The sequence below is a fragment of the Amycolatopsis sp. NBC_01307 genome (assembly GCF_035975215.1).
Classification (GTDB): Bacteria; Actinomycetota; Actinomycetes; order Mycobacteriales; family Pseudonocardiaceae; genus Amycolatopsis.
In genome coordinates this window covers 1,563,886-1,580,564 of record NZ_CP108403.1, presented here as the reverse complement: position 1 = coordinate 1,580,564, position 16,679 = coordinate 1,563,886, and the positions used below count along the sequence as shown (strand labels likewise).

At 71.9% G+C, this 16,679-nt stretch carries 16 protein-coding genes; 3 read left to right on the top strand and 13 right to left on the bottom strand.

The annotated features are described in order from the left end of the window. The first annotated feature begins 5 nt into the window (after window positions 1-5). Window positions 6-1,124, top strand: a complete 1,119-nt coding sequence (locus OG439_RS06710) for an alpha/beta hydrolase family protein (protein WP_326948485.1) — start codon at window positions 6-8, stop codon at window positions 1,122-1,124. Between the two features lie 54 nt (window positions 1,125-1,178). Here OG439_RS06710 and OG439_RS06705 read toward each other — a convergent pair whose 3' ends face one another. The 4 genes from OG439_RS06705 to OG439_RS06690 form a co-directional block, all read right to left on the bottom strand. Beyond that, window positions 1,179-1,778, bottom strand: a complete 600-nt coding sequence (locus tag OG439_RS06705; RefSeq protein ID WP_326948484.1) for a TetR/AcrR family transcriptional regulator — start codon at window positions 1,776-1,778, stop codon at window positions 1,179-1,181. Between the two features lie 28 nt (window positions 1,779-1,806). Further along, window positions 1,807-2,877 carry a hypothetical protein gene (locus OG439_RS06700; protein WP_326948483.1) on the bottom strand — a complete coding sequence of 357 codons (1,071 nt, stop codon included), beginning with the start codon at window positions 2,875-2,877 and terminating at the stop codon, window positions 1,807-1,809. After that, a complete protein-coding gene (locus OG439_RS06695; RefSeq protein ID WP_326948482.1) occupies window positions 2,874-4,328 on the bottom strand; it encodes an FAD-dependent oxidoreductase in 1,455 nt (484 codons plus the stop codon). Before OG439_RS06695 ends, OG439_RS06700 begins: the two co-directional genes overlap by 4 nt. 66 nt (window positions 4,329-4,394) lie before the next feature. Next, window positions 4,395-5,264: an alpha/beta fold hydrolase gene (locus tag OG439_RS06690; RefSeq protein WP_326948481.1), complete on the bottom strand. Its 870-nt coding sequence runs from the start codon at window positions 5,262-5,264 to the stop codon at window positions 4,395-4,397. Between the two features lie 89 nt (window positions 5,265-5,353). On the opposite strand from OG439_RS06690, the gene OG439_RS06685 reads away from it, so the two are divergent. After that, a complete protein-coding gene (locus OG439_RS06685; RefSeq protein WP_326948480.1) occupies window positions 5,354-5,806 on the top strand; it encodes a MarR family winged helix-turn-helix transcriptional regulator in 453 nt (150 codons plus the stop codon). A gap of 214 nt (window positions 5,807-6,020) precedes the next feature. Beyond that, the gene (locus tag OG439_RS06680) at window positions 6,021-6,839 is read left to right on the top strand and encodes an IclR family transcriptional regulator (protein ID WP_326948479.1); all 819 of its coding nucleotides are present in this window, start codon (window positions 6,021-6,023) and stop codon (window positions 6,837-6,839) included. A 22-nt stretch (window positions 6,840-6,861) separates the two neighbouring features. On the opposite strand, the gene OG439_RS06675 is transcribed toward OG439_RS06680, so the two are convergent. From OG439_RS06675 to OG439_RS06635, 9 genes are read right to left on the bottom strand one after another with little or no spacing between them, the layout of a single operon-like run. Next, window positions 6,862-8,331, bottom strand: a complete 1,470-nt coding sequence (locus OG439_RS06675; protein ID WP_326948478.1) for a dihydroorotase — start codon at window positions 8,329-8,331, stop codon at window positions 6,862-6,864. An 8-nt stretch (window positions 8,332-8,339) separates the two neighbouring features. Next, complete coding sequence (locus tag OG439_RS06670; RefSeq protein WP_326948477.1) at window positions 8,340-9,719, bottom strand: FAD-dependent oxidoreductase; 1,380 nt, start codon at window positions 9,717-9,719, stop codon at window positions 8,340-8,342. Beyond that, window positions 9,716-10,351 carry an aspartate/glutamate racemase family protein gene (locus tag OG439_RS06665; protein ID WP_326948476.1) on the bottom strand — a complete coding sequence of 212 codons (636 nt, stop codon included), beginning with the start codon at window positions 10,349-10,351 and terminating at the stop codon, window positions 9,716-9,718. Before OG439_RS06665 ends, OG439_RS06670 begins: the two co-directional genes overlap by 4 nt. Beyond that, window positions 10,351-11,700: an MmgE/PrpD family protein gene (locus OG439_RS06660; protein ID WP_326948475.1), complete on the bottom strand. Its 1,350-nt coding sequence runs from the start codon at window positions 11,698-11,700 to the stop codon at window positions 10,351-10,353. Before OG439_RS06660 ends, OG439_RS06665 begins: the two co-directional genes overlap by 1 nt. Next, a complete protein-coding gene (locus OG439_RS06655) occupies window positions 11,697-12,398 on the bottom strand; it encodes an ABC transporter ATP-binding protein (RefSeq protein ID WP_326948474.1) in 702 nt (233 codons plus the stop codon). Before OG439_RS06655 ends, OG439_RS06660 begins: the two co-directional genes overlap by 4 nt. After that, window positions 12,385-13,119: an ABC transporter ATP-binding protein gene (locus OG439_RS06650; protein ID WP_326948473.1), complete on the bottom strand. Its 735-nt coding sequence runs from the start codon at window positions 13,117-13,119 to the stop codon at window positions 12,385-12,387. The genes OG439_RS06655 and OG439_RS06650 overlap by 14 nt, the downstream gene beginning before the upstream one ends. Beyond that, window positions 13,116-14,192 carry a branched-chain amino acid ABC transporter permease gene (locus OG439_RS06645; RefSeq protein WP_326948472.1) on the bottom strand — a complete coding sequence of 359 codons (1,077 nt, stop codon included), beginning with the start codon at window positions 14,190-14,192 and terminating at the stop codon, window positions 13,116-13,118. The genes OG439_RS06650 and OG439_RS06645 overlap by 4 nt, the downstream gene beginning before the upstream one ends. After that, complete coding sequence (locus tag OG439_RS06640) at window positions 14,189-15,202, bottom strand: branched-chain amino acid ABC transporter permease (protein WP_326948471.1); 1,014 nt, start codon at window positions 15,200-15,202, stop codon at window positions 14,189-14,191. The genes OG439_RS06645 and OG439_RS06640 overlap by 4 nt, the downstream gene beginning before the upstream one ends. After that, window positions 15,199-16,443 carry an ABC transporter substrate-binding protein gene (locus OG439_RS06635; RefSeq protein ID WP_326948470.1) on the bottom strand — a complete coding sequence of 415 codons (1,245 nt, stop codon included), beginning with the start codon at window positions 16,441-16,443 and terminating at the stop codon, window positions 15,199-15,201. Before OG439_RS06635 ends, OG439_RS06640 begins: the two co-directional genes overlap by 4 nt. Between the last annotated feature and the right edge of the window lie 236 nt (window positions 16,444-16,679).

Below are 16,679 nucleotides of genomic sequence, written 5' to 3'. Positions count from 1 at the left end.
GAACCATGCGCACACTCGTTGTCGCCACCGCTCTGGGCCTCGCGTTGTCCGCGACACCCGCCGCGGCGAGCACGACACCGCACCTGCCCAGACCGACCGGGTCACAGCCGGTCGGTGTCACCTCACTGTCGCTTGTGGACACTTCACGGCCGGACCCCTGGGTGCCGTCGGTGCCCTACCGGGAGCTGATGGTCTCCGTCTTCTACCCGGCGGCCTCGGCGCACGGGCCGACGAAGCCGTACATGACGCCGCTGGAGTCCGAACGCAACCTCGAGCGGGAGGGCATTCCCGGCCTGTCGCTGGACGCCCTGAGCACCGTGCGGACCAATGCCGTCGTCGACGCGCCGGCGGCCGGGCGGCGCCACAGCCTGCCGATGGTCGTGCTGTCACCGGGCTGGACGCAGCCCCGGGCCGTGCTCAGCGGCCTGGCCGAGGACCTGGCGAGCCACGGCTACGTCGCCACCGTCATCGACCACACCTACGAGAACCGCGCCACCACCTTCCCCGACGGCCACGTCACCGGCTGCGCCGCCTGCGACGTCGACGACCAGCCGGGGATCTGGGAGAAGGTGGCGGCGATACGGTCGGCCGACACGTCGTTCGTGCTGGACGAGCTGATCGGCCCGCACCCGAAGTGGCGTGGCAGCGCGCTGATCGACCCGCAGCGGGTCGGCATGGCCGGGCACTCCGCCGGCGGCGCCAACACCCTGCAGGCGATGCTCGCCGACCCGCGCGTCCGGGCCGGGATCGACATCGACGGCTCGACCCACGTCCCGCTGCCCGCGTCCGGGCTGTCCCGGCCTTTCCTGTTCCTGGGCAGCATGGACAACTACACCCCGGGCACGCCGAACCCGTACGACGACTGGGAAACCGACTGGCCGAACCTGACCGGCTGGAAGCGCTGGCTCATGGTGTCGGGCACGGTGCACAGCTCGTTCACCGACCTCGGTGTGCTGGCCGACCAGCTGGGCGTCGACATCGGCGCGTCGATCGAGGGGACCCGCGCGCTGGCGATCACGCGGGCCTACGTCGAGGCGTTCTTCGAGCAGCACCTGCGCTGCCGGCCCCAGCCCCTGCTGGCCGCGCCGTCGCCCGCCTTCCCGGAGGTGAGTTTCATCCGCTGACGGGGAGCGAGGGCCGGCCCCGGGCCTGGGGGCCGGGGCCGGCCCTGGCGGAGCTCAGCCGCCCAGCGCCGGGCCGAGCCAGCGGCGTACGAGCGCGCGCAGCTCATCGTCGGTGAGCGCGGGGGTCGAGGGGTACTGCAGGAACGACAGGAACAGCCGCATCAGGATCTCGGCCAAGCCTTGGAGGTCGTCGTCGGACCCGACGCCGGCGGCGGCCCAGTCGACCGGGACGTTGCGCAGGATCCCCGCCCCGGCCGAGAAGGCGAGCTGCGAGGTGACGCCGGCGGTGAAGTACTCGCCTTCGCCCGCCTGCAGGAGCAGGCCGAGGTAGGGCTCGCCGGGGACCGTCCGGACGGCGAACACCACCGCCTCCACGGCGGCTTCGGCGGCGGTCCCGAACGAGGCCAGGTGCCGCGCCATCCGCCCGGCGAACTCCTCGACGCCGGCCAGGCCCACGGCGCGGAGGATGTCCTTCAGGCCCGGGAAGTAGCGGTAGACGGTCTGCCGCGTCACCCCGGCCTCGGCGGCGACGTCGGAGAGGCTGGTCTTGGCGAGCCCGGCCCGGTCGAGGCAAGCCGTCGCCGCTTCGACGATCCGGCGGCGTGCCTCGTCTTCGGTGCCGGGCGGGTTGCCCCGCCAGCCGTGGTACCCCATGCGGTCCATCTTCCCCGAGCCGGAAGTCTCAGACGGGAGCAGGTCGGCGGGCGCGGTGGAGCGCGGTCAGCAGCAGGCCGGCCGCGGCGAAGCAAGCGAGCGCGTAGAGCCCGCTGCCGATCGGGGTGCCGTCGCCGGTGACGCCGCCGGCCGCGGCGAAGTACGCCGGCAGCGCGCGGATCCAGCACACGGCCAGGCCGCCCAGGTAGACGGCGGGGTAGATCCGGACGAAGGCGGACAGCGGCTCCGGCTCCCCCTGGCGCGTGAAGAGAATCCAGGCGCCCGCGGCCCAGAGCAGGGCCAGCTCGACGCCGAGGACCCAGGCCTGCGCGGTGACGTTCCCGGTGAACAGGCTCGACGGGAGGCCGCCGAGCGCCATCGTCAACGGCGTCAGGACGCCGGCCACCAGCACCCGCCACGCCAGCGACCATCCTCGTCGCGGACCGGTGCCGGCCAGCCGCACGACGAGGTAGGTCAGCCCGCCCATCGAGACCGAGGCGAACAGCAGCATGCTGGTCATCGGCACCGACGCCAGCGCGGGGTGGTTGACGAGGTCGTTGCCCGGGTTCCACGCCCACCACCTCAGCTGCGGGCCGAGCTGGTCGAAGACCTCGTAGAACAGCTGGCACACGAACGCGACGGCCACCGACGCGACCAGCGGGCCGCGGCGCCGGAAGACGCCGAGCGACCGCACCACTTCGTAGGCGAGCTGGCTGATCACCGGGTAGAACGCGACGATGTAGAGCGGCAGCCGGTCCCCCATGAACTGCACGGTGAACAGGTTGTGGGCGAAGATGAAGCCGTACACCTTGTCGAGGCCGAACCACTCCGGGAAGTACAGCGGCGGTTCCGTCACGAAGAGGTAGACCAGCGAAGCCCACCACAGCGCCAGGTTGACCGGGTCGCCGCCGCGGTACCGGCGCAGCGCGTGCACCAGCGCGAACACGGCGCCGCCGACGACGAGCACCTCCAGCAGCGGCATCGTCGGATCGGCGAGGTCCCAAGGCGCGCGCACCGAGACCACCGGCGAGACGTCGTGGCAGTCGAAGCCGAGGGCGCGGGTGACGGCCTCGGCGTCCGGTCCGCAGCCGTCGCTCACCGGGCGCCGGCCGGTGCCGCGGCCGGCGAGTAGTCCGTGGCCGGCGGCTCGGCCTGGGGGTCGAACCCGAAGGGCACCCGGTGCCGCCCGAGCGCCGCGCGGAGGCGGTAGCGCACGAGGCCGGCGAGCACCCGCGGGTTCCGCAGCATCTCCCCCAGCGACTCGTCGAGGTTGAACACCTTGGCGAAGTGCTCGTCGACCACTTCGTACTCCCGGGCGGCCCCGACGATGAGGCTGAACGCGGGCGCGGACAACGCCGCGACGATGCGCCGCCGCCACTCCGGCGGTTTCTCCGTGCCGACCGCGCACGCGTAACCCTGGTCCCGCGCCATGGCCAGGGACCACGGCACGCCGAGCAGCTTGCGCTGCGCGGCCAGGAACCCCGCCACGAACCCGGCGTCGAGCGTTCCGGCGCGGGAAAGGTGTTCGCGCAGCAGCAGGGCCGAGCCCGCCGCGGAGCTGATGCCCTGCGCGTAGAACGGGTTGAACGCGCAGATCGAGTCCCCGACGGACACCAGCCCCCGCGGCGGGCCGGGCAGCCGGTCGTAGCGGCGCCACTTGTTGCCCGTCGAGCGGGTCAGGTGCACCTCCGAGGTGGGCGCGCACCGGTCCATCGCGGCGGCGAACAACGGCGTCCGCACGCGGCGCGCCGTCTCGACGAAGGCGTCGGTGGTGCGCGGCATCTCGAGCCCCCACGAGCCCATGCACGCGATGACGCGGTCGCCCTCGATCGGGAAGAAGTTGACCAGGAAGTCGTGCTCGGCGGGGTGGTCGCCCTGGTCCGGCGTCGGCATGATCACCAGGTGCTGCCACCACCAGGACGCGGGCCGCTCGGCGGGCAGGTCGTACCAGCGTGAGGTGTAGGTGACCTTGGCGTCGAGCGTCCGCACCTCGACCTCGGGCCAGCCCGCCGCCACCAGCCACGCGCTGACGGAGGAGCCGCGGCCCAGCGCGTCGACCACGAGGTCGGCGGGCTCCTCGCCGCCGGCGGTGAGGGTGACCCCGGTGACCGCGCCGTCGTGGGTGGTCAGGCCGCTCACGGTGACGCCTTCGCGGATGACGACGTTCGCCAGGCCGCGCACCTTGTCGCGCAGCACGCGTTCGATGAGGATCCGCGAGCTGTAGATCATCGTCATGGCACTGCGCTTGCGGGCCGACCAGCCCGCGCCGTCGAGGTAGGCGGCGTCCAGGGACGGCATCAGGTGCAGTCCCCCGGCGGCGACGAGGTCGTCCTCGAAGCCGGGGAACAGCGCCCCGATCGCGCGCCGGCCCGAGTTCAGCAGGAAGTGCGGGTGCTTGCTCTGCGGCACGCCCCGGCGGTGCTCGGCCTCGGCGGGCAGCTCGTCGCGCTCCAGCACCAGCACCTGGTCGAAGTAGGGGGCGAGCGCCCCGGCGCTGCACAGACCGGCGGCGCTGCCACCGAGGACGACGGCCGTCTTGCCGAGCCGCATGCGGATCAACTCCCAGCGTCATTCATACAGATGGACGTCGAATGTATGAATGACGCCGGGTGCGTGTCAAGGGACCGGCGAACCCTCGACGTCGCGGCAGAAACGCAGCATCGCGTCCGCGAGCCGCTCGGGTGCCGCCATGGCCACGTAGTGCCCGACGCCGTCGAGCGTCACGGTCGTCACGTCCGTGGCGACCTGCCGCATCGTCGACGACAGGAACTCGCCCGGCCGTCCGCTGACGGTGAGCACCGGGATCCCGAGCTTCTCTTTCGCCAGCTCACGGATCTCGTCGCCTTCGCGGAGCATCGACCGGTAGAGACCGCTCGCACCCCGGAACGCGCCGGGCCGCTTGTACGTGCGGGCGAGCTCGTCGATGTCGGCGTCGGTGAACGCGTCCGGCGTGGCGTTGAGCGCGGGAATGGCGTACTCGGCGAGGAACTCCCGTTCGCGCCCGGCCAGCAGCAGCTCGGGGATCCCGGGCGCGACGAGCACGCCGATGTGCCAGGCGCCGCCGTGGGTGACGTCGGCCAGCGCTTCGACGCCGAACCCGGGCAGGCCGGTCTCGATGGCCGTGTAGCTGCGCACCAGCTCCGGACGCGTGGCCGCGAGCCGGAACGTCGTGCCGCCGCTGACGTCCTGCCCGGTCAGGTGAACGGGACCGAGGTCCAGTTCCGTGATCAGGGCGGCCAGGTCGTTCGCGGCGGTGACGCTGTCGTGGTCGTCGCCCGCGACGTCTGAGTCGCCGAACCCGCGGAGGTCGACCGCGAACACCCGATGGTGCGCGGCGAGCAGCGGGATCAGTTTGTGGAAGACCCACCAGGACTCGGGGAAGCCGTGCACCAGGAGGACGGGCGAACCGGTCGCCCCCGCGGTGACGTAGTGCAGTTCGGTGCCGTTGACGCGCACGCGGTGGTGGTCGACGCCGGGGAGGTTCATGGGGCTCCTTCATTGATGGACAAGCTGCTTGTCCAAGCTACAGATAGACAAGGCTCTTGTCCATGACGTCGGCTGTCTATGCTTTGCCCATGGAGCGATCCTCGGGTGCCGAGCTGGCGCTCCTGCTGCTGCGCGGGTTCCGGTCGATGGTGGACGACGTCTCGATGGAGCTGGCCGACCACGGGCACCCGAGGGTCCGCCCCGCCGACGAGTTCGCCCTGCGCGCGGTCGACAACGGCGCCGACACGGCGTCGGAGCTGGCGCGACACCTGTCGGTCACCAAGCAGGCGGCGGCGCAGCGGATCGCCATCCTCGAGGAGCTGGGCTACGTCGAGCGCGAAGCCGACCCGGCCGACGCCCGCCGCAAGCGCCTGCGGGTCACCCCCCACGGCCACGAGATGATGCGCATCGGCGGCACCCTGCTGGACGAGGTCCGCAACCGCTGGGCGGCGGAGATCGGACCGGCGGAGCTGGCGACCCTCGAAGCGCGCCTGACCCGCCTCACCGCGGGAACGACACCGGTCGTCGACGCGCCCGACTGAGGCGCCCGGACACCGCGGCGACGGAGCCGCACCAGAAGATCGCGATCGGTCCCAGGGCGCTTGCCGGGACGGACTCCGCGGTCGGCCATGGAGCGTGGCACGTTCACCATGTATCGCTGGACGGAACGAACTCCGGGTCGCGCGCGAAAGTGCTACTATTACGCCCGAAATCGTTCCTGTCAGCGAAACGATCCGGAATTCGAGGTCTCTCGGCTTGGCCGTCAACAGTACCGCCGGGCGCAAGCCCGCCGCCGCGTCGGACAACACTGGTACCGAGGCCGCCGCGCGGGTGGCCGATGTGTTGCTGCTCTTCACCGGCGGGCCCCGGTACCTGGGCGTCAGTGCGATCAGCCGCGAGCTGGATCTCTCCAAGGCCGTCGTCTACCGGATCCTGCAATCGCTCGTCTCGCGCGAGATGCTCGCCACCGATCCTGGCGTCGCCGGCTACCGGCTCGGGCCGGCGGCCGTCGCTCTCGGGGCTAGTGCTCTGCGCCGGTTCGACGCGCGTGTTGCCGCCACGCCCGTGCTGCGGCGGCTGCGCGAGGAGACCGGGGAAACCACCACGCTGTCCGGCCTGGTCGGTGACGAACGGGTGTACCTCGACCAGTTCGAGAGCCCGCGCGAGATCAAGATGACCGTGGAGCTGGGCCGGCGGTTCCCGCTGCACGCCGGTTCCTCCGGCAAGGTCATCCTCGCGTCGCTGGCCGAAGACCGCCGGGAAGCGTTGCTGCACCGGGAACTCCCCGCGCTGACCGAGCACACGATCACCACCGCCGAACAGCTGCGCAAAGCCCTCGCCGAGGTGGCCCGTGACGGCGTCGCCGTGTCGCTCGGGGAACGGCAGCCCGGCGCGGGGTCCGTCGCCGCTCCCCTGTTCGGGCCGGACGGCGAGGTGCACGGCTCCATCAGCATCTGCGGCCCGCAGTACCGCTTCACCCCCGACGCCGTGAGCCGCTACCGCGACCTCGTGCGCGAAGCCGCGGCGGAGATCCGGCAGAGCTGGGCCTGGCTGCAGGAGTCCGGCGGCCGGTAGGGAACCCACCGGCCGCCTCCGATCACTTGCCGCGCTTGAGGTAGCGGCCCACCGGGTCGCCCGCGATCTTGCCGTCGGCGAACACGTGGTTCCCTCGGACGAACGTGTCGGTCACCTTCGCCGTCATGTCGAAGCCCTCGAACGGCGTGTACTCCTGCGTCGACTCCGACTCCGCCGCGCGCACCGTCCAGCGGACGTCCGGGTCGACCAGCGCGAAGTCGGCGTCGAAACCCTCCGCGATCGTGCCCTTGTTCAGCAGGCCGTAGCGGCGTGCGGGGTTAAGCGACGTCAGCTGCGCGATCCGTTGCAGCGAAAGGCCCCGCTTGGTGCCCTCGCCGACCAGGCCGGGCAGCAGGTACTCGGCGCCACCGAAACCGGACTTCGCCAGGAACACGTCCTCGCGGTCCGAACCGAACTTCAGCTCGTCGCGGCAGCACGCGTGGTCGCTGACGACCCAGTCGACGTCGCCGGCCAGCACGTGCCGCCACAGTGCCTCGACGTCGTCGCGCTCGCGCAGCGGTGGGTTGACCTTGCCGCCGATGCCGGACGCGGTGTCGACGTCGGCCAGCAGGTGCCCGATCGTCACCTCGCGGCGGAAGTCGATGTGCGGGAACGCCTTCCCCATCGTCAACGCGGCCGAAAGCGCCTTCTCCGACGACAGGTGCAGCAGGTTGATGTTGGGCAGCCCGGTCTCGTGCGCCAGGTACGACGCGATGGTGACGGCGAGGCCTTCCGAGTGCGGCGGCCGCGACGCGCTGTAGGCCCGCAGGCCCGACAGCGAACCGTCCTGCTCCACCAGTTTTGTGTACGCCGTCATGATCTCGGCCGTCTCGCAGTGCAGCGAGAGCGACAGGTGCGGCGCGTACTCGGTCAGCACCTCGCGCGCCTGCTGGACCCCGCGCATCACGAACTCGAAGTGCGCGATGTCGTAGCGCTCGTCCGGCGGGATCATCAGGAAGTCGCTCTGGCTGGTGGAGCGCCCGTGCAGGCCGTGGCTGCCGTAGAACATGAAGATCTTGAACGACGTGACGCCGAATTCTTCGACCAGGTAAGGGATTTCGGAGATGTGCTGCGAGCTCATCGGTGCGAGGTGGAAGGCGTAGTCGACGTAGGCGTTGCCCTCGGACGCGCTGAGCACCTCGGGGAAGAAGTCGCGGTAGCTGCCGCCCTTGTTCAGGTAGTACTGGCCGGTGCGCATGTACGTCAGCGACGTCGTGACGCCGCCCTGCGCGCTCGCGCGGCTCTCGGTGCGGGTGTCGGTGGCCAATTCGTTGTAGATGCCCCAGTGCTGGTGCGCGTCGACGACGCCGGGGAAGGCCAGCAGCCCGCGGCCGTCGACGACGTGGGCGGCGTCGCCCGCGGGCAGGTCCGGCGCCACACGCGTGATCGTGCCGTCGTTCACGGCGATGTCCAGCAGTTCCGGCTCGGCCCCGTCGGCGTCGTCGGGCCGCACGACCCGGACGTTCTTCACGAGCAGTTCCGTCGTTGCCATGTCTCTCCTCAGCTTGCGGGGTCGGGGGTGCGGCGCCGGGCGACGTCGCCGGCGGCCAGGTAGGCCAGGCCGAACGCGGGCAGCAGGCCGTTGCCCGGCAGGTAGCCGGCAGCTCCGTGGCCGGAGATGCTCGCCGCGGCGCCACCGGCGGCGTACAGCCCGGGGATCGGGCGGTCCTGGGGGTCGACGACGTTGGCGTGCTCGTCGACCAGCAGCCCGCCCTGGGTGTGGAACAGCGCGGGCACGACGCGCACCGCGGCGTAGCGGCCCGACAGCGGACGTTCCCAGTTCGTGCGGCCGTGCTCGTCGTCGCGTTCGCCGCGGGCGATCGCGGCCGCGGTGGCGAGTTCTTCGGCCAGCGCGCCAGGTGGCAGGCCGGTTGCTTCGGCCAAGCCGGCGACGTCGTCGGCCCAGACCAGCGCGCCGGAGGCGACCGTGTCCCGGAAGTCCTGGAACGGCTGGCACTGCTCGAAGATCGTCTCGTCGAGCACGATCCAGCCGGTTGAGCCGGGACGCGCGGCCAGCTCGGCGGCGTACTCGGAATAGCCGCGAGTCTCGTTGCCGAAGCGGCGGCCTTCGAGGTCGACCAGGACCGCGCCGTGGATGATCGTCGCCCAGCCGACGAGCGTCCCGGCGTTGGCCGCGACCGCGCCGTGGCCCTGGTACGCGTCGAGGAACCCGGTGGCGGCGCCCAGTTTCCCGCCGATGCGCAGCGCGTCGCCGAGCGACTGGTCACTCCCCTGGTACAACGCCCCCGCGATCTCCGGCAGGTGCCGTTCGACGAGGTCCGCGTCGGCGCCGAAGCCATTGGTGGCCAGCAGGACCGCCCGGGTCGGGATCTCCTCCTCGGTCCCGTCGGGGTACCGGACGACGACCGCGCGGACACCGTCCACATCGGACAGAACGTCGGTCAGCCGGGCGGGCGCGAGCAGTTCGACGTTCTCGTGCTCGGTCACGCGCCGGGCGAGGTGGTCGATGACGCCGGAGCCGTGCCGGCCCGGGATCGAGTGGCAGCGGGGCACGGCGTGGCCGGGGTAGTTGAAGTCCGTGACCAGCGACAACGGCAGCCCGGCCGAGTCCGCGAGCCACTCGACCAGCGGCGCGCTCACCTCGGCCAGCGTCCGGGCCAGCCGTGGGTCGGCCTGGCCGTGCGTCTTGGCCATGATGTCGGCGACGAACTTCGCGGGTGAGTCGTCCACGCCCTCCGACGCCTGCCAGCGGGAGCCGGCGCCGGGGAACATCGCCGTGGACATCGAGGTGTTGTTGCCCCGCCGGAAGTGCTCACTCGCCTCGACCACGAGGACGGAGAGCCCGAGTTCGGCCGCGCGCAGGGCCCCGGCGAGGCCGCCGCCCGCGCCGGCGACGACGAGGTCGGGTCCGTCGGTCACGGCTGCTCCTCGACGGCCAGCAGCCGCATCGCCAGCGCCGTCGGGTCGACGATCCGCGCGGGCAGGTCGGCGGGTTCGACGTCGACGGCCGAGCAGCCGTTGATCACCGCCGTCGCCCCCAGTTCCGCCAGTTCGCGCACGGCGGTGCCGAGCGCGGCGTTCCAGGTCTCGGTCTCGGCGATGGCGGAGAACGGCAGGTCCAGCACGCGGATCCCGGCGAGGTACTCGGTCAGCCGGTAGGCGGCGATGCGCTTCGAAAACTCTTCGGCGATCGCCTCGTTGCGCACGACCGCGCCGAAGCGGACGCCCTTGGCGGCCAGGTAGGTGGCCGACAGCTTGAGCAGGCCGTGCACCGGCAACGCGGGTTCGGCGACGGCGTCGGGTACCGCGGGGTCCAGCACGCAGTCCGGGAAGGCCAGGTCCCAGCCGTCGCCGGCGGTCGCGAGCACGGCGGCGACGGCGTTCTCCGAGACGCGCATGGACGCGTCCGTGTCCAAGGTCTTCGGCGCCGCCGGGCCGACGTCCCGCAGCTCGATCTCCAGGCCCGGCGGCGCGAGCCGGTCGTAGCGTTCCTGGCGCCGCCGGATCTCCTCGGGCGGCAGGTGGATGGGCGTCACCGCGAGGGCACGCATCAGCTCAGCTCCTTCTCGTCGGTCCCGGCCAGCTCGCGCAGCGCCGCGCCGACGCGGGGCAGGCCGGGCAGGGCGTGGCCCAGCGCCGCGGCCCGTTCCACGACGTGCGCGGGCAGCCATGACTCGAGCAGACCGGCCAGGTCGGGCTCGGTCAGCGGGTGGTGGTCGGCGTCGCCGACCGGGTTGGGCACCTCGCAGGTCAGCGAGGCGCCGTCGTCGAAGGCGACGGTCACGCGGGCGGCGCGCTCGTCCGGCAGGCGCGCGGTGAGGTCGGCCGCCTCGACCAGGCGTACGCGGCTCGCCAGGGCCCGCACGTCGGCGTCGTCGAGCGGGCTGGCCGGCCCGACCTCGCCGGTCAGCGCGGCGGTCGCCACCACGAACGGCGTGGAGAACATCGCCGAGAGCCGGTTGGACCAGTCCACATCGGACAGTCCGGCGCCCAGGACGTGGGTCTCCACCAGGACGTGCGTGATCCCGTCGGCCCGGAACGCCGGGTGCGCACGCAGTTCGAGCACGGCGTCGGCGGCGGGGTGGGTGAAGGAGCACGACGCGTGGCGCTTGAAGTAACCCCGCGAGATGTCCCAGCGCGTGCCGAGGTCCGCGGTCAGCTCGGCCGGCTCGAACTCGCCCAGCACCGTGCCGAGGGAGAGCGCGGCCGTGCCGGTGGTGCGGGCCATCCCGGCCACGGCCATCCGGGCGGCGGCGAGCCCGGACGTCGCCGAGGCGCCGAGCCACGCGTTGCGCACGGGGTTGCCCTGGGTCGCCGAGTCGAAGTGCCCGGCGATGCCCATTCCGGCCGCGGTGTCGATCGCGGCCGCCACCGCGCCGGGCGGGAGGCCGAGCAGCCGGGCACAGCCCGCCGCCGCGCCGGGCACGCCCCAGCTGCCGTGCGGGTGCGCGCCCGGGCGCAACGTGGTCGCGCGGCCGAACCGCGCGGCGACCTCGTAGGCGGCCAGCAGCGCCGCCGCCGTGTCCGGGCCCGTGCTGTCCAGTTCGGCCGCCAGCGCCAGCACCGCGGGGAAGCCGTGGGCGGCGGGGTGGCCCTTGGCGTACTTGTGGCCCTCGTCCAGTTCCAGCGAGACGAGCGCCACGGCGTTGAGCCAGGCCGCCGCGTCCGTCGTCACCAACCGTCCGCCGCCGATCAGCGGCGCCGGGCCGGGCGGCGCGTTCCAGGCGTCGGCCAGCGCCCGCTGTTCCGGCAGGGAAGCACCCAATGCGGTGACGCCGACGACGTCGAGCAGGACGAGGGAAAGCCGGTCCAGCACCGCGGCCGGGACGCCCGTGACGTCCAGTTCGGACACCCAAGCACCGAGGTCCGCGGTGGCGGAAGCGGCTCGTTCACGGTTCACAGTCCCAGGTACGCCTTCCTGACCCGGTTGTCGCCGGCGAGCGCGGCGCCGGTGCCTTCCAGCACCGTCGATCCGCTCTCCAGCACGTACGCGCGGTCCGCGATGGCCAGCGCCTGCTTCGCGTTCTGCTCGACCAGCAGCACCGCCACCCCGCTGTCCCGGATCCGCCGCACCGCCTCCAGCACGGTCCAGGTCAGTTTCGGCGAAAGCCCGGTCGACGGCTCGTCGAGCATCAGCAGCCGCGGCCCGGCCATCAGCGCGCGGCCGATCGCGAGCATCTGCTGCTGGCCGCCGCTGAACGTCTGCGCGGTCTGCGTCCGGCGCTCGGCGAGCACCGGGAACAGCTCGTAGACCTCGGCCAGCGACGTCGCGGCCTGCGCGGGCGTGCGGGTCCACGCGCCCATCCGCAGGTTCTCCTCGACGGTCAGCGTGCCGAACAGCGCCCGGTCCTCGGGCACGTGCACCAGGCCGTCACGCACCAGCTGGTCCGGGCGGCGACCGGCGGTCGGCGCGCCGTCGAGCGTGATGGTGCCCGACAACGGCTTGAGCTGGCCGCAGATGCTCCGCAGCGTCGTGGTCTTGCCGGCGCCGTTCGCGCCGACGAGCGCGACGATCTCGCCGGCGTCGAGGCGCAGGTCGACGTCGTGCAGGATCCGCATCCGGCCGTACCCGGCGCACACCTTCTCAAGCGTCAGCATGGGTCGGCTCCTCACCCAGGTAGGCGTCGATGACGCGCGGGTCGCTGGTGACCTCGGCGGGCGAGCCGACGGCCAGCACGCGGCCCTGGTCGAGCACGAGCACCCGGTCGGCCAGCCGCATCACCGCGGCCATGATGTGCTCGATGAACACCAGCGTGACGCCCTCCTGCTCGCGCAGGCCGGCGAGCAGGTCGAGCACCGGCTCGCGCTCAGCCGGGACCAGCCCGGCGAGCACCTCGTCGAGCAGCAGCACCTTCGGCCGCGTCGCCAGCGCGCGGGCCAGTTCGAGGCGCTTGAGCCCGGCGGTCGGCAGGTCGGTCGCGGCGCGGTGGGCCCACGGCCCGAGGCCGACGCGCTCGACGACGTCCAGGGAGTGCTCCCGCAGCGCCTTGGCGCTCAGCCGGTGGTGCTGCGCGGCCAGGCTGACGTTCTGCGCCACCGTCATGCTCGCGAACGGCCGCATCAGCTGGAAGGTGCGCACCATCCCGGCGCGGGCGATCCGGTCGGGCGCGAGGCCGGTGACGTCGTCGCCCGCCAGCCGCACCCGGCCGGTGTCCGGCGGCAGCGCCCCGGAGATCACGTTGAACAGCGTGGTCTTGCCCGCGCCGTTGGGCCCGATGACGCCGAGGATCTCGCCCTCGGCCACCTCGACGTCCACATCGGACAGTGCGTGCACCCCGCGGAACGCCTTGCCGACGCCGCTCACCTCGACGATGCTCATCGTCGCCACCTCGCCGCGAGAGTGCCGACGATCCCCTTGGGCAGCAACCGCACGATGAGGATCACGAGCACGGCGTACAGCACGACGTCCAGGCCGCTGCGGCCCTGCAGGAAGTCCAGGAAACCCGGTGGGGTGCGCAGCAGCGTCGCCGTGACGTCGGTGAGCGAGCCGATGATGATCGCGCCGACCACCGGGCCCCACACCGTGCCGATGCCGCCGATGACCACGGGCACGATCGCCTGGATCGAGATCGCCGAGCCGAACCCGAGATCGGGGTTCACGAACAGGTAGTACTGCGTGTAGAACGCGCCGGCCACGGCGGTGATCGCGGCCGACAGCGCGACCGTCATCAGCTTGTGCCGCAGCACCGGGGCGCCGAGGGACGCGGCGGCCAGCTCGTCGTCGCGGATCGCCGTGACGTACCGGCCGGCGCGGGAGTGCAGGAAGCCGATGCTGATCGCGACCGCCGCCCCGGCCAGGAAGAGCGCCACCCAGAAGTACGCGGGCGAGTCGGCCGGGAACTGGATCTGCCACAGCGACGAGCCCTGGATCAGCGGCACGCTGTAGCCGACGGACTTGTTGGCGAACGCGCTGCTCGTGACGATCAGCCGCAGCATCTCCGCGAACGCGAAGGTGGCCAGCGCGAAGTACGCGCCCTGCAGCTTGTAGCGGAAGGAAAAGTAGCCGATGACCACCGCGACCGCGGCGGCCACCGCCATCCCGGCCAGCATCCCGATCCACGGCGACACGTTGTGCTTCACCAGCAGGTACGCGCTGGTGTAGGCACCGAGGCCGAAGTAGGCGGCGTGCCCGAAGCTGAACATCCCGCCGAAGCCGCTCATGATGTTCCAGCCGACGGCCATCAGCAGGAAGATCAGGATCCGCACGGCGACCGCGCCCTGCGCGGCGGGCAGGATCAGCGGCAGCGGGATCGCGACCACCACGAGGATGGCGAGGATCGCGAACTGCCGGTTCTGCGGCCGCAACGGCGGTGCTTTGACGACTTCCGCGTTGCTCGGCGGGGCGATCGTGATGGTGCCGACAGCGGATGATTCGCTTGCAAGCTCGCTCATGCGCGCCTCCCGAACAAACCTTGCGGGCGGAGGAACAGCACCAGCACGAACACCACGAACACGCCGAGCAGGGAACTCTGGCCACCGAGGTAGATCGTCGTGAGCTGTTCGACCAGCCCGATCAGCAGGCCGCCGACGAGCGCGCCCGCGACGTTGCCCATGCCGCCGAGCACCACGACGACGAACGCGGTGATGTTGAACTGGTCCCCCAGCGTCGGCGTCACCGTGACGAGCGGGCCGGCGAGCACCGCCGCGGCACCCGCGCACGCCGTGCCGATCGCGAAGGTCAGCGTGTGCATCCGGCGGACGTTGATGCCGACCAGTGCCGCGCCCGGAGCGTTCGCGGCGACCGCGCGGATCGCCGTGCCCAGCCGGGTGCGCCGCAGCAGCCAGTACAGCAGCCCGCCGAGCACGACGGCGCCGAGGAACGCGTACAGCCGCGAGCCCGCGACCACCGCGCCCAGCAAGGAAAACTGGAAGTCTCCGGGCAGCGTGATGGTCTTGGGCTCGGCGCCGAAGAACATCTGCAGCCCGTTCTCCAGCAGCAACGACAGGCCGAGCGTGATGAGCAGCTGGTTCTCCAGCGACCGCCCGCCCGCCCCGGACAGCAGCCCGCGGTGCACGGCCGCGCCGAGCAGGAACAGCACCGGGACGGCCACGACGATCGTGAGGTACGGGTGCAGTCCGGTGGCCTGCACCACGCCGAAGGAGATGAACATCGCGACCGCGAGGAACGCGCCGTGGGCGAAGTTCACGATGTCGAGCACGCCGAAGATCAGCGTCAGCCCCATCGCGATCAGGCCGTAGAGCCCGCCGGTCAGGATGCCGGTGACCACCGACTGCCAGACGACCAGGCCGCTGCCGGACTGCAGCAGCGCGACGACGACCGCGAGCACGAGGATCGCGGCGACGATGCCGGCGCGGCGGAGGAAACCCTTGTCCACCTGGGCTTTCCGGTCGGGAGGTGCGGTTTCGGGGACGACGGCCGCCCCGGTGCCGAGTTCGGTCATGGGCGCCACGCCACCCTGTAGTCGGGCCGGGATTCGGCTTTTTCGGGGGGATAGACCTGCTGGACGCGCCCGTCCCGGACCTGCATCAGCACCGGGAAGGCGTTGCGGTTGTCGCCGTTGGGGGCGAACTGGATCGGCCCGCGGCCGACGGTCAGCGGCGACACCTGGGCGGCGGCGATCGCGTCCCGGACCTTCTCCGGGTCGGTGCTGCCGGCCTGCTCGACGCCGTGCGCGATCACCTGGACCGCGTCGTAGGACAGGACCGCGCCGGTGCGCATCGGGTCGCCGTACTGCTTCTGGTACTGCTCGCGCAGCGCGACGGTCTCGGGGTTGGTCGCGTCGTAGTGGTAGTTGGTGCTGAAGTAGAGGTTGCCGAGCGCGGCCGCGTCGGTGACGAACTTCGGCTGGTCGTACGCGCCGTTCGAGACGCCCCAGACCGCGTTGAGGTCCGGCTTCACCGAGGCGATCGCCTTGGCCGCCAGCAGGCTGTCGCGGTAGTAGCCCGCGACGGCCAGCACGTCCGCGCCGGACGCCTTGACCTGGGTGATCTGCGCGGTCAGGTCGCTGACGGTGGTGGCGTCGTAACTGATGTTCGGCCCGACGCCGATGCCGAGCTGCTTCGCGGCCGCGGTGAAGGCGTCGGCCGCGCCGGTGCCGAAGTCGCTCTGCTCGTGCAGGAACGCGACCTTGCGGACGGGCTTCCCGGCCTGCTCCGAAACCGCTTTCAGGTACTGGGCGGCGGCCGTCGCGATCGCGTTGCTGCCCGGCTGGACGCGGAACGAGTACTGGTAACCGTGGGCGAAGATCGCGTCGGAGGCGGTCACGTCCATCACGAACGGCACCCGGTTGCGTTCGGCCACGACGGCGACGTTGGTGCTCACGGCGCTCTGGTAGGTGCCGACCAGGCTCACCGCGCCGGCCGAGATCAGCCGCTGCGCCTCGCTCTGGCCGATGTCGGCCTTGCCCTGGGTGTCGCCGGTGACCAGCTCGACCTTGCGGCCGCCGAGCGAGGAGATGCCGCCGGCGGCGTTGATCGCGTCGACCGCCAGCTGCGCGCCGCGGCGCATCTGCAGGCCGTCGACCGCGTTCGAGCCGCTGACCGGGTGCAGCGCGCCGATCTTCACCGGGCCCTCGTCCCGCCCCGCGGCCGCGCCGCCGGCCCCCATCGGCGCCGAGCCCCCGCACCCGGTCGCGAGCAGGGCGCACGCGCCGAGCGCCGCGACGAGTTTTCGTGCGGACATGTCACCTCTTCCCGCTGGAAGGGCTGTCGTTCCGCTAAGCGAAACGCCAGATTTGCTGTCGGTCATCGTGACACCCGGCCCGACGTCTGGTCAACATCTGCGCATAACTTGACGTACGCGCGTGATCAGTGCGAACTTGGAGAACACGGAGAGACGTCACCACGAAACACGACGTTCACAGTTGTTCCCCCCGGCGAAACGGGCACCCACTCCCGGGCCGCCGGACGAGAAAGGCA

Excerpts from the sequence above, each read along its gene's own strand:
- OG439_RS06690 (WP_326948481.1), bottom strand. The coding sequence starts at position 5,264 with ATGAACCTCCCCGGCGTCGACCACCACCGCGTGCGCGTCAACGGCACC.
- OG439_RS06675 (WP_326948478.1), bottom strand. The coding sequence starts at position 8,331 with ATGGCAACGACGGAACTGCTCGTGAAGAACGTCCGGGTCGTGCGGCCC.
- OG439_RS06685 (WP_326948480.1), top strand. The coding sequence starts at position 5,354 with ATGGAGCGATCCTCGGGTGCCGAGCTGGCGCTCCTGCTGCTGCGCGGG.
- OG439_RS06695 (WP_326948482.1), bottom strand. The coding sequence starts at position 4,328 with ATGCGGCTCGGCAAGACGGCCGTCGTCCTCGGTGGCAGCGCCGCCGGT.
- OG439_RS06635 (WP_326948470.1), bottom strand. The coding sequence starts at position 16,443 with ATGTCCGCACGAAAACTCGTCGCGGCGCTCGGCGCGTGCGCCCTGCTC.
- OG439_RS06645 (WP_326948472.1), bottom strand. The coding sequence starts at position 14,192 with ATGAGCGAGCTTGCAAGCGAATCATCCGCTGTCGGCACCATCACGATC.
- OG439_RS06705 (WP_326948484.1), bottom strand. The coding sequence starts at position 1,778 with ATGGGGTACCACGGCTGGCGGGGCAACCCGCCCGGCACCGAAGACGAG.
- OG439_RS06665 (WP_326948476.1), bottom strand. The coding sequence starts at position 10,351 with ATGCGTGCCCTCGCGGTGACGCCCATCCACCTGCCGCCCGAGGAGATC.
- OG439_RS06710 (WP_326948485.1), top strand. The coding sequence starts at position 6 with ATGCGCACACTCGTTGTCGCCACCGCTCTGGGCCTCGCGTTGTCCGCG.
- OG439_RS06650 (WP_326948473.1), bottom strand. The coding sequence starts at position 13,119 with ATGAGCATCGTCGAGGTGAGCGGCGTCGGCAAGGCGTTCCGCGGGGTG.
- OG439_RS06655 (WP_326948474.1), bottom strand. The coding sequence starts at position 12,398 with ATGCTGACGCTTGAGAAGGTGTGCGCCGGGTACGGCCGGATGCGGATC.
- OG439_RS06640 (WP_326948471.1), bottom strand. The coding sequence starts at position 15,202 with ATGACCGAACTCGGCACCGGGGCGGCCGTCGTCCCCGAAACCGCACCT.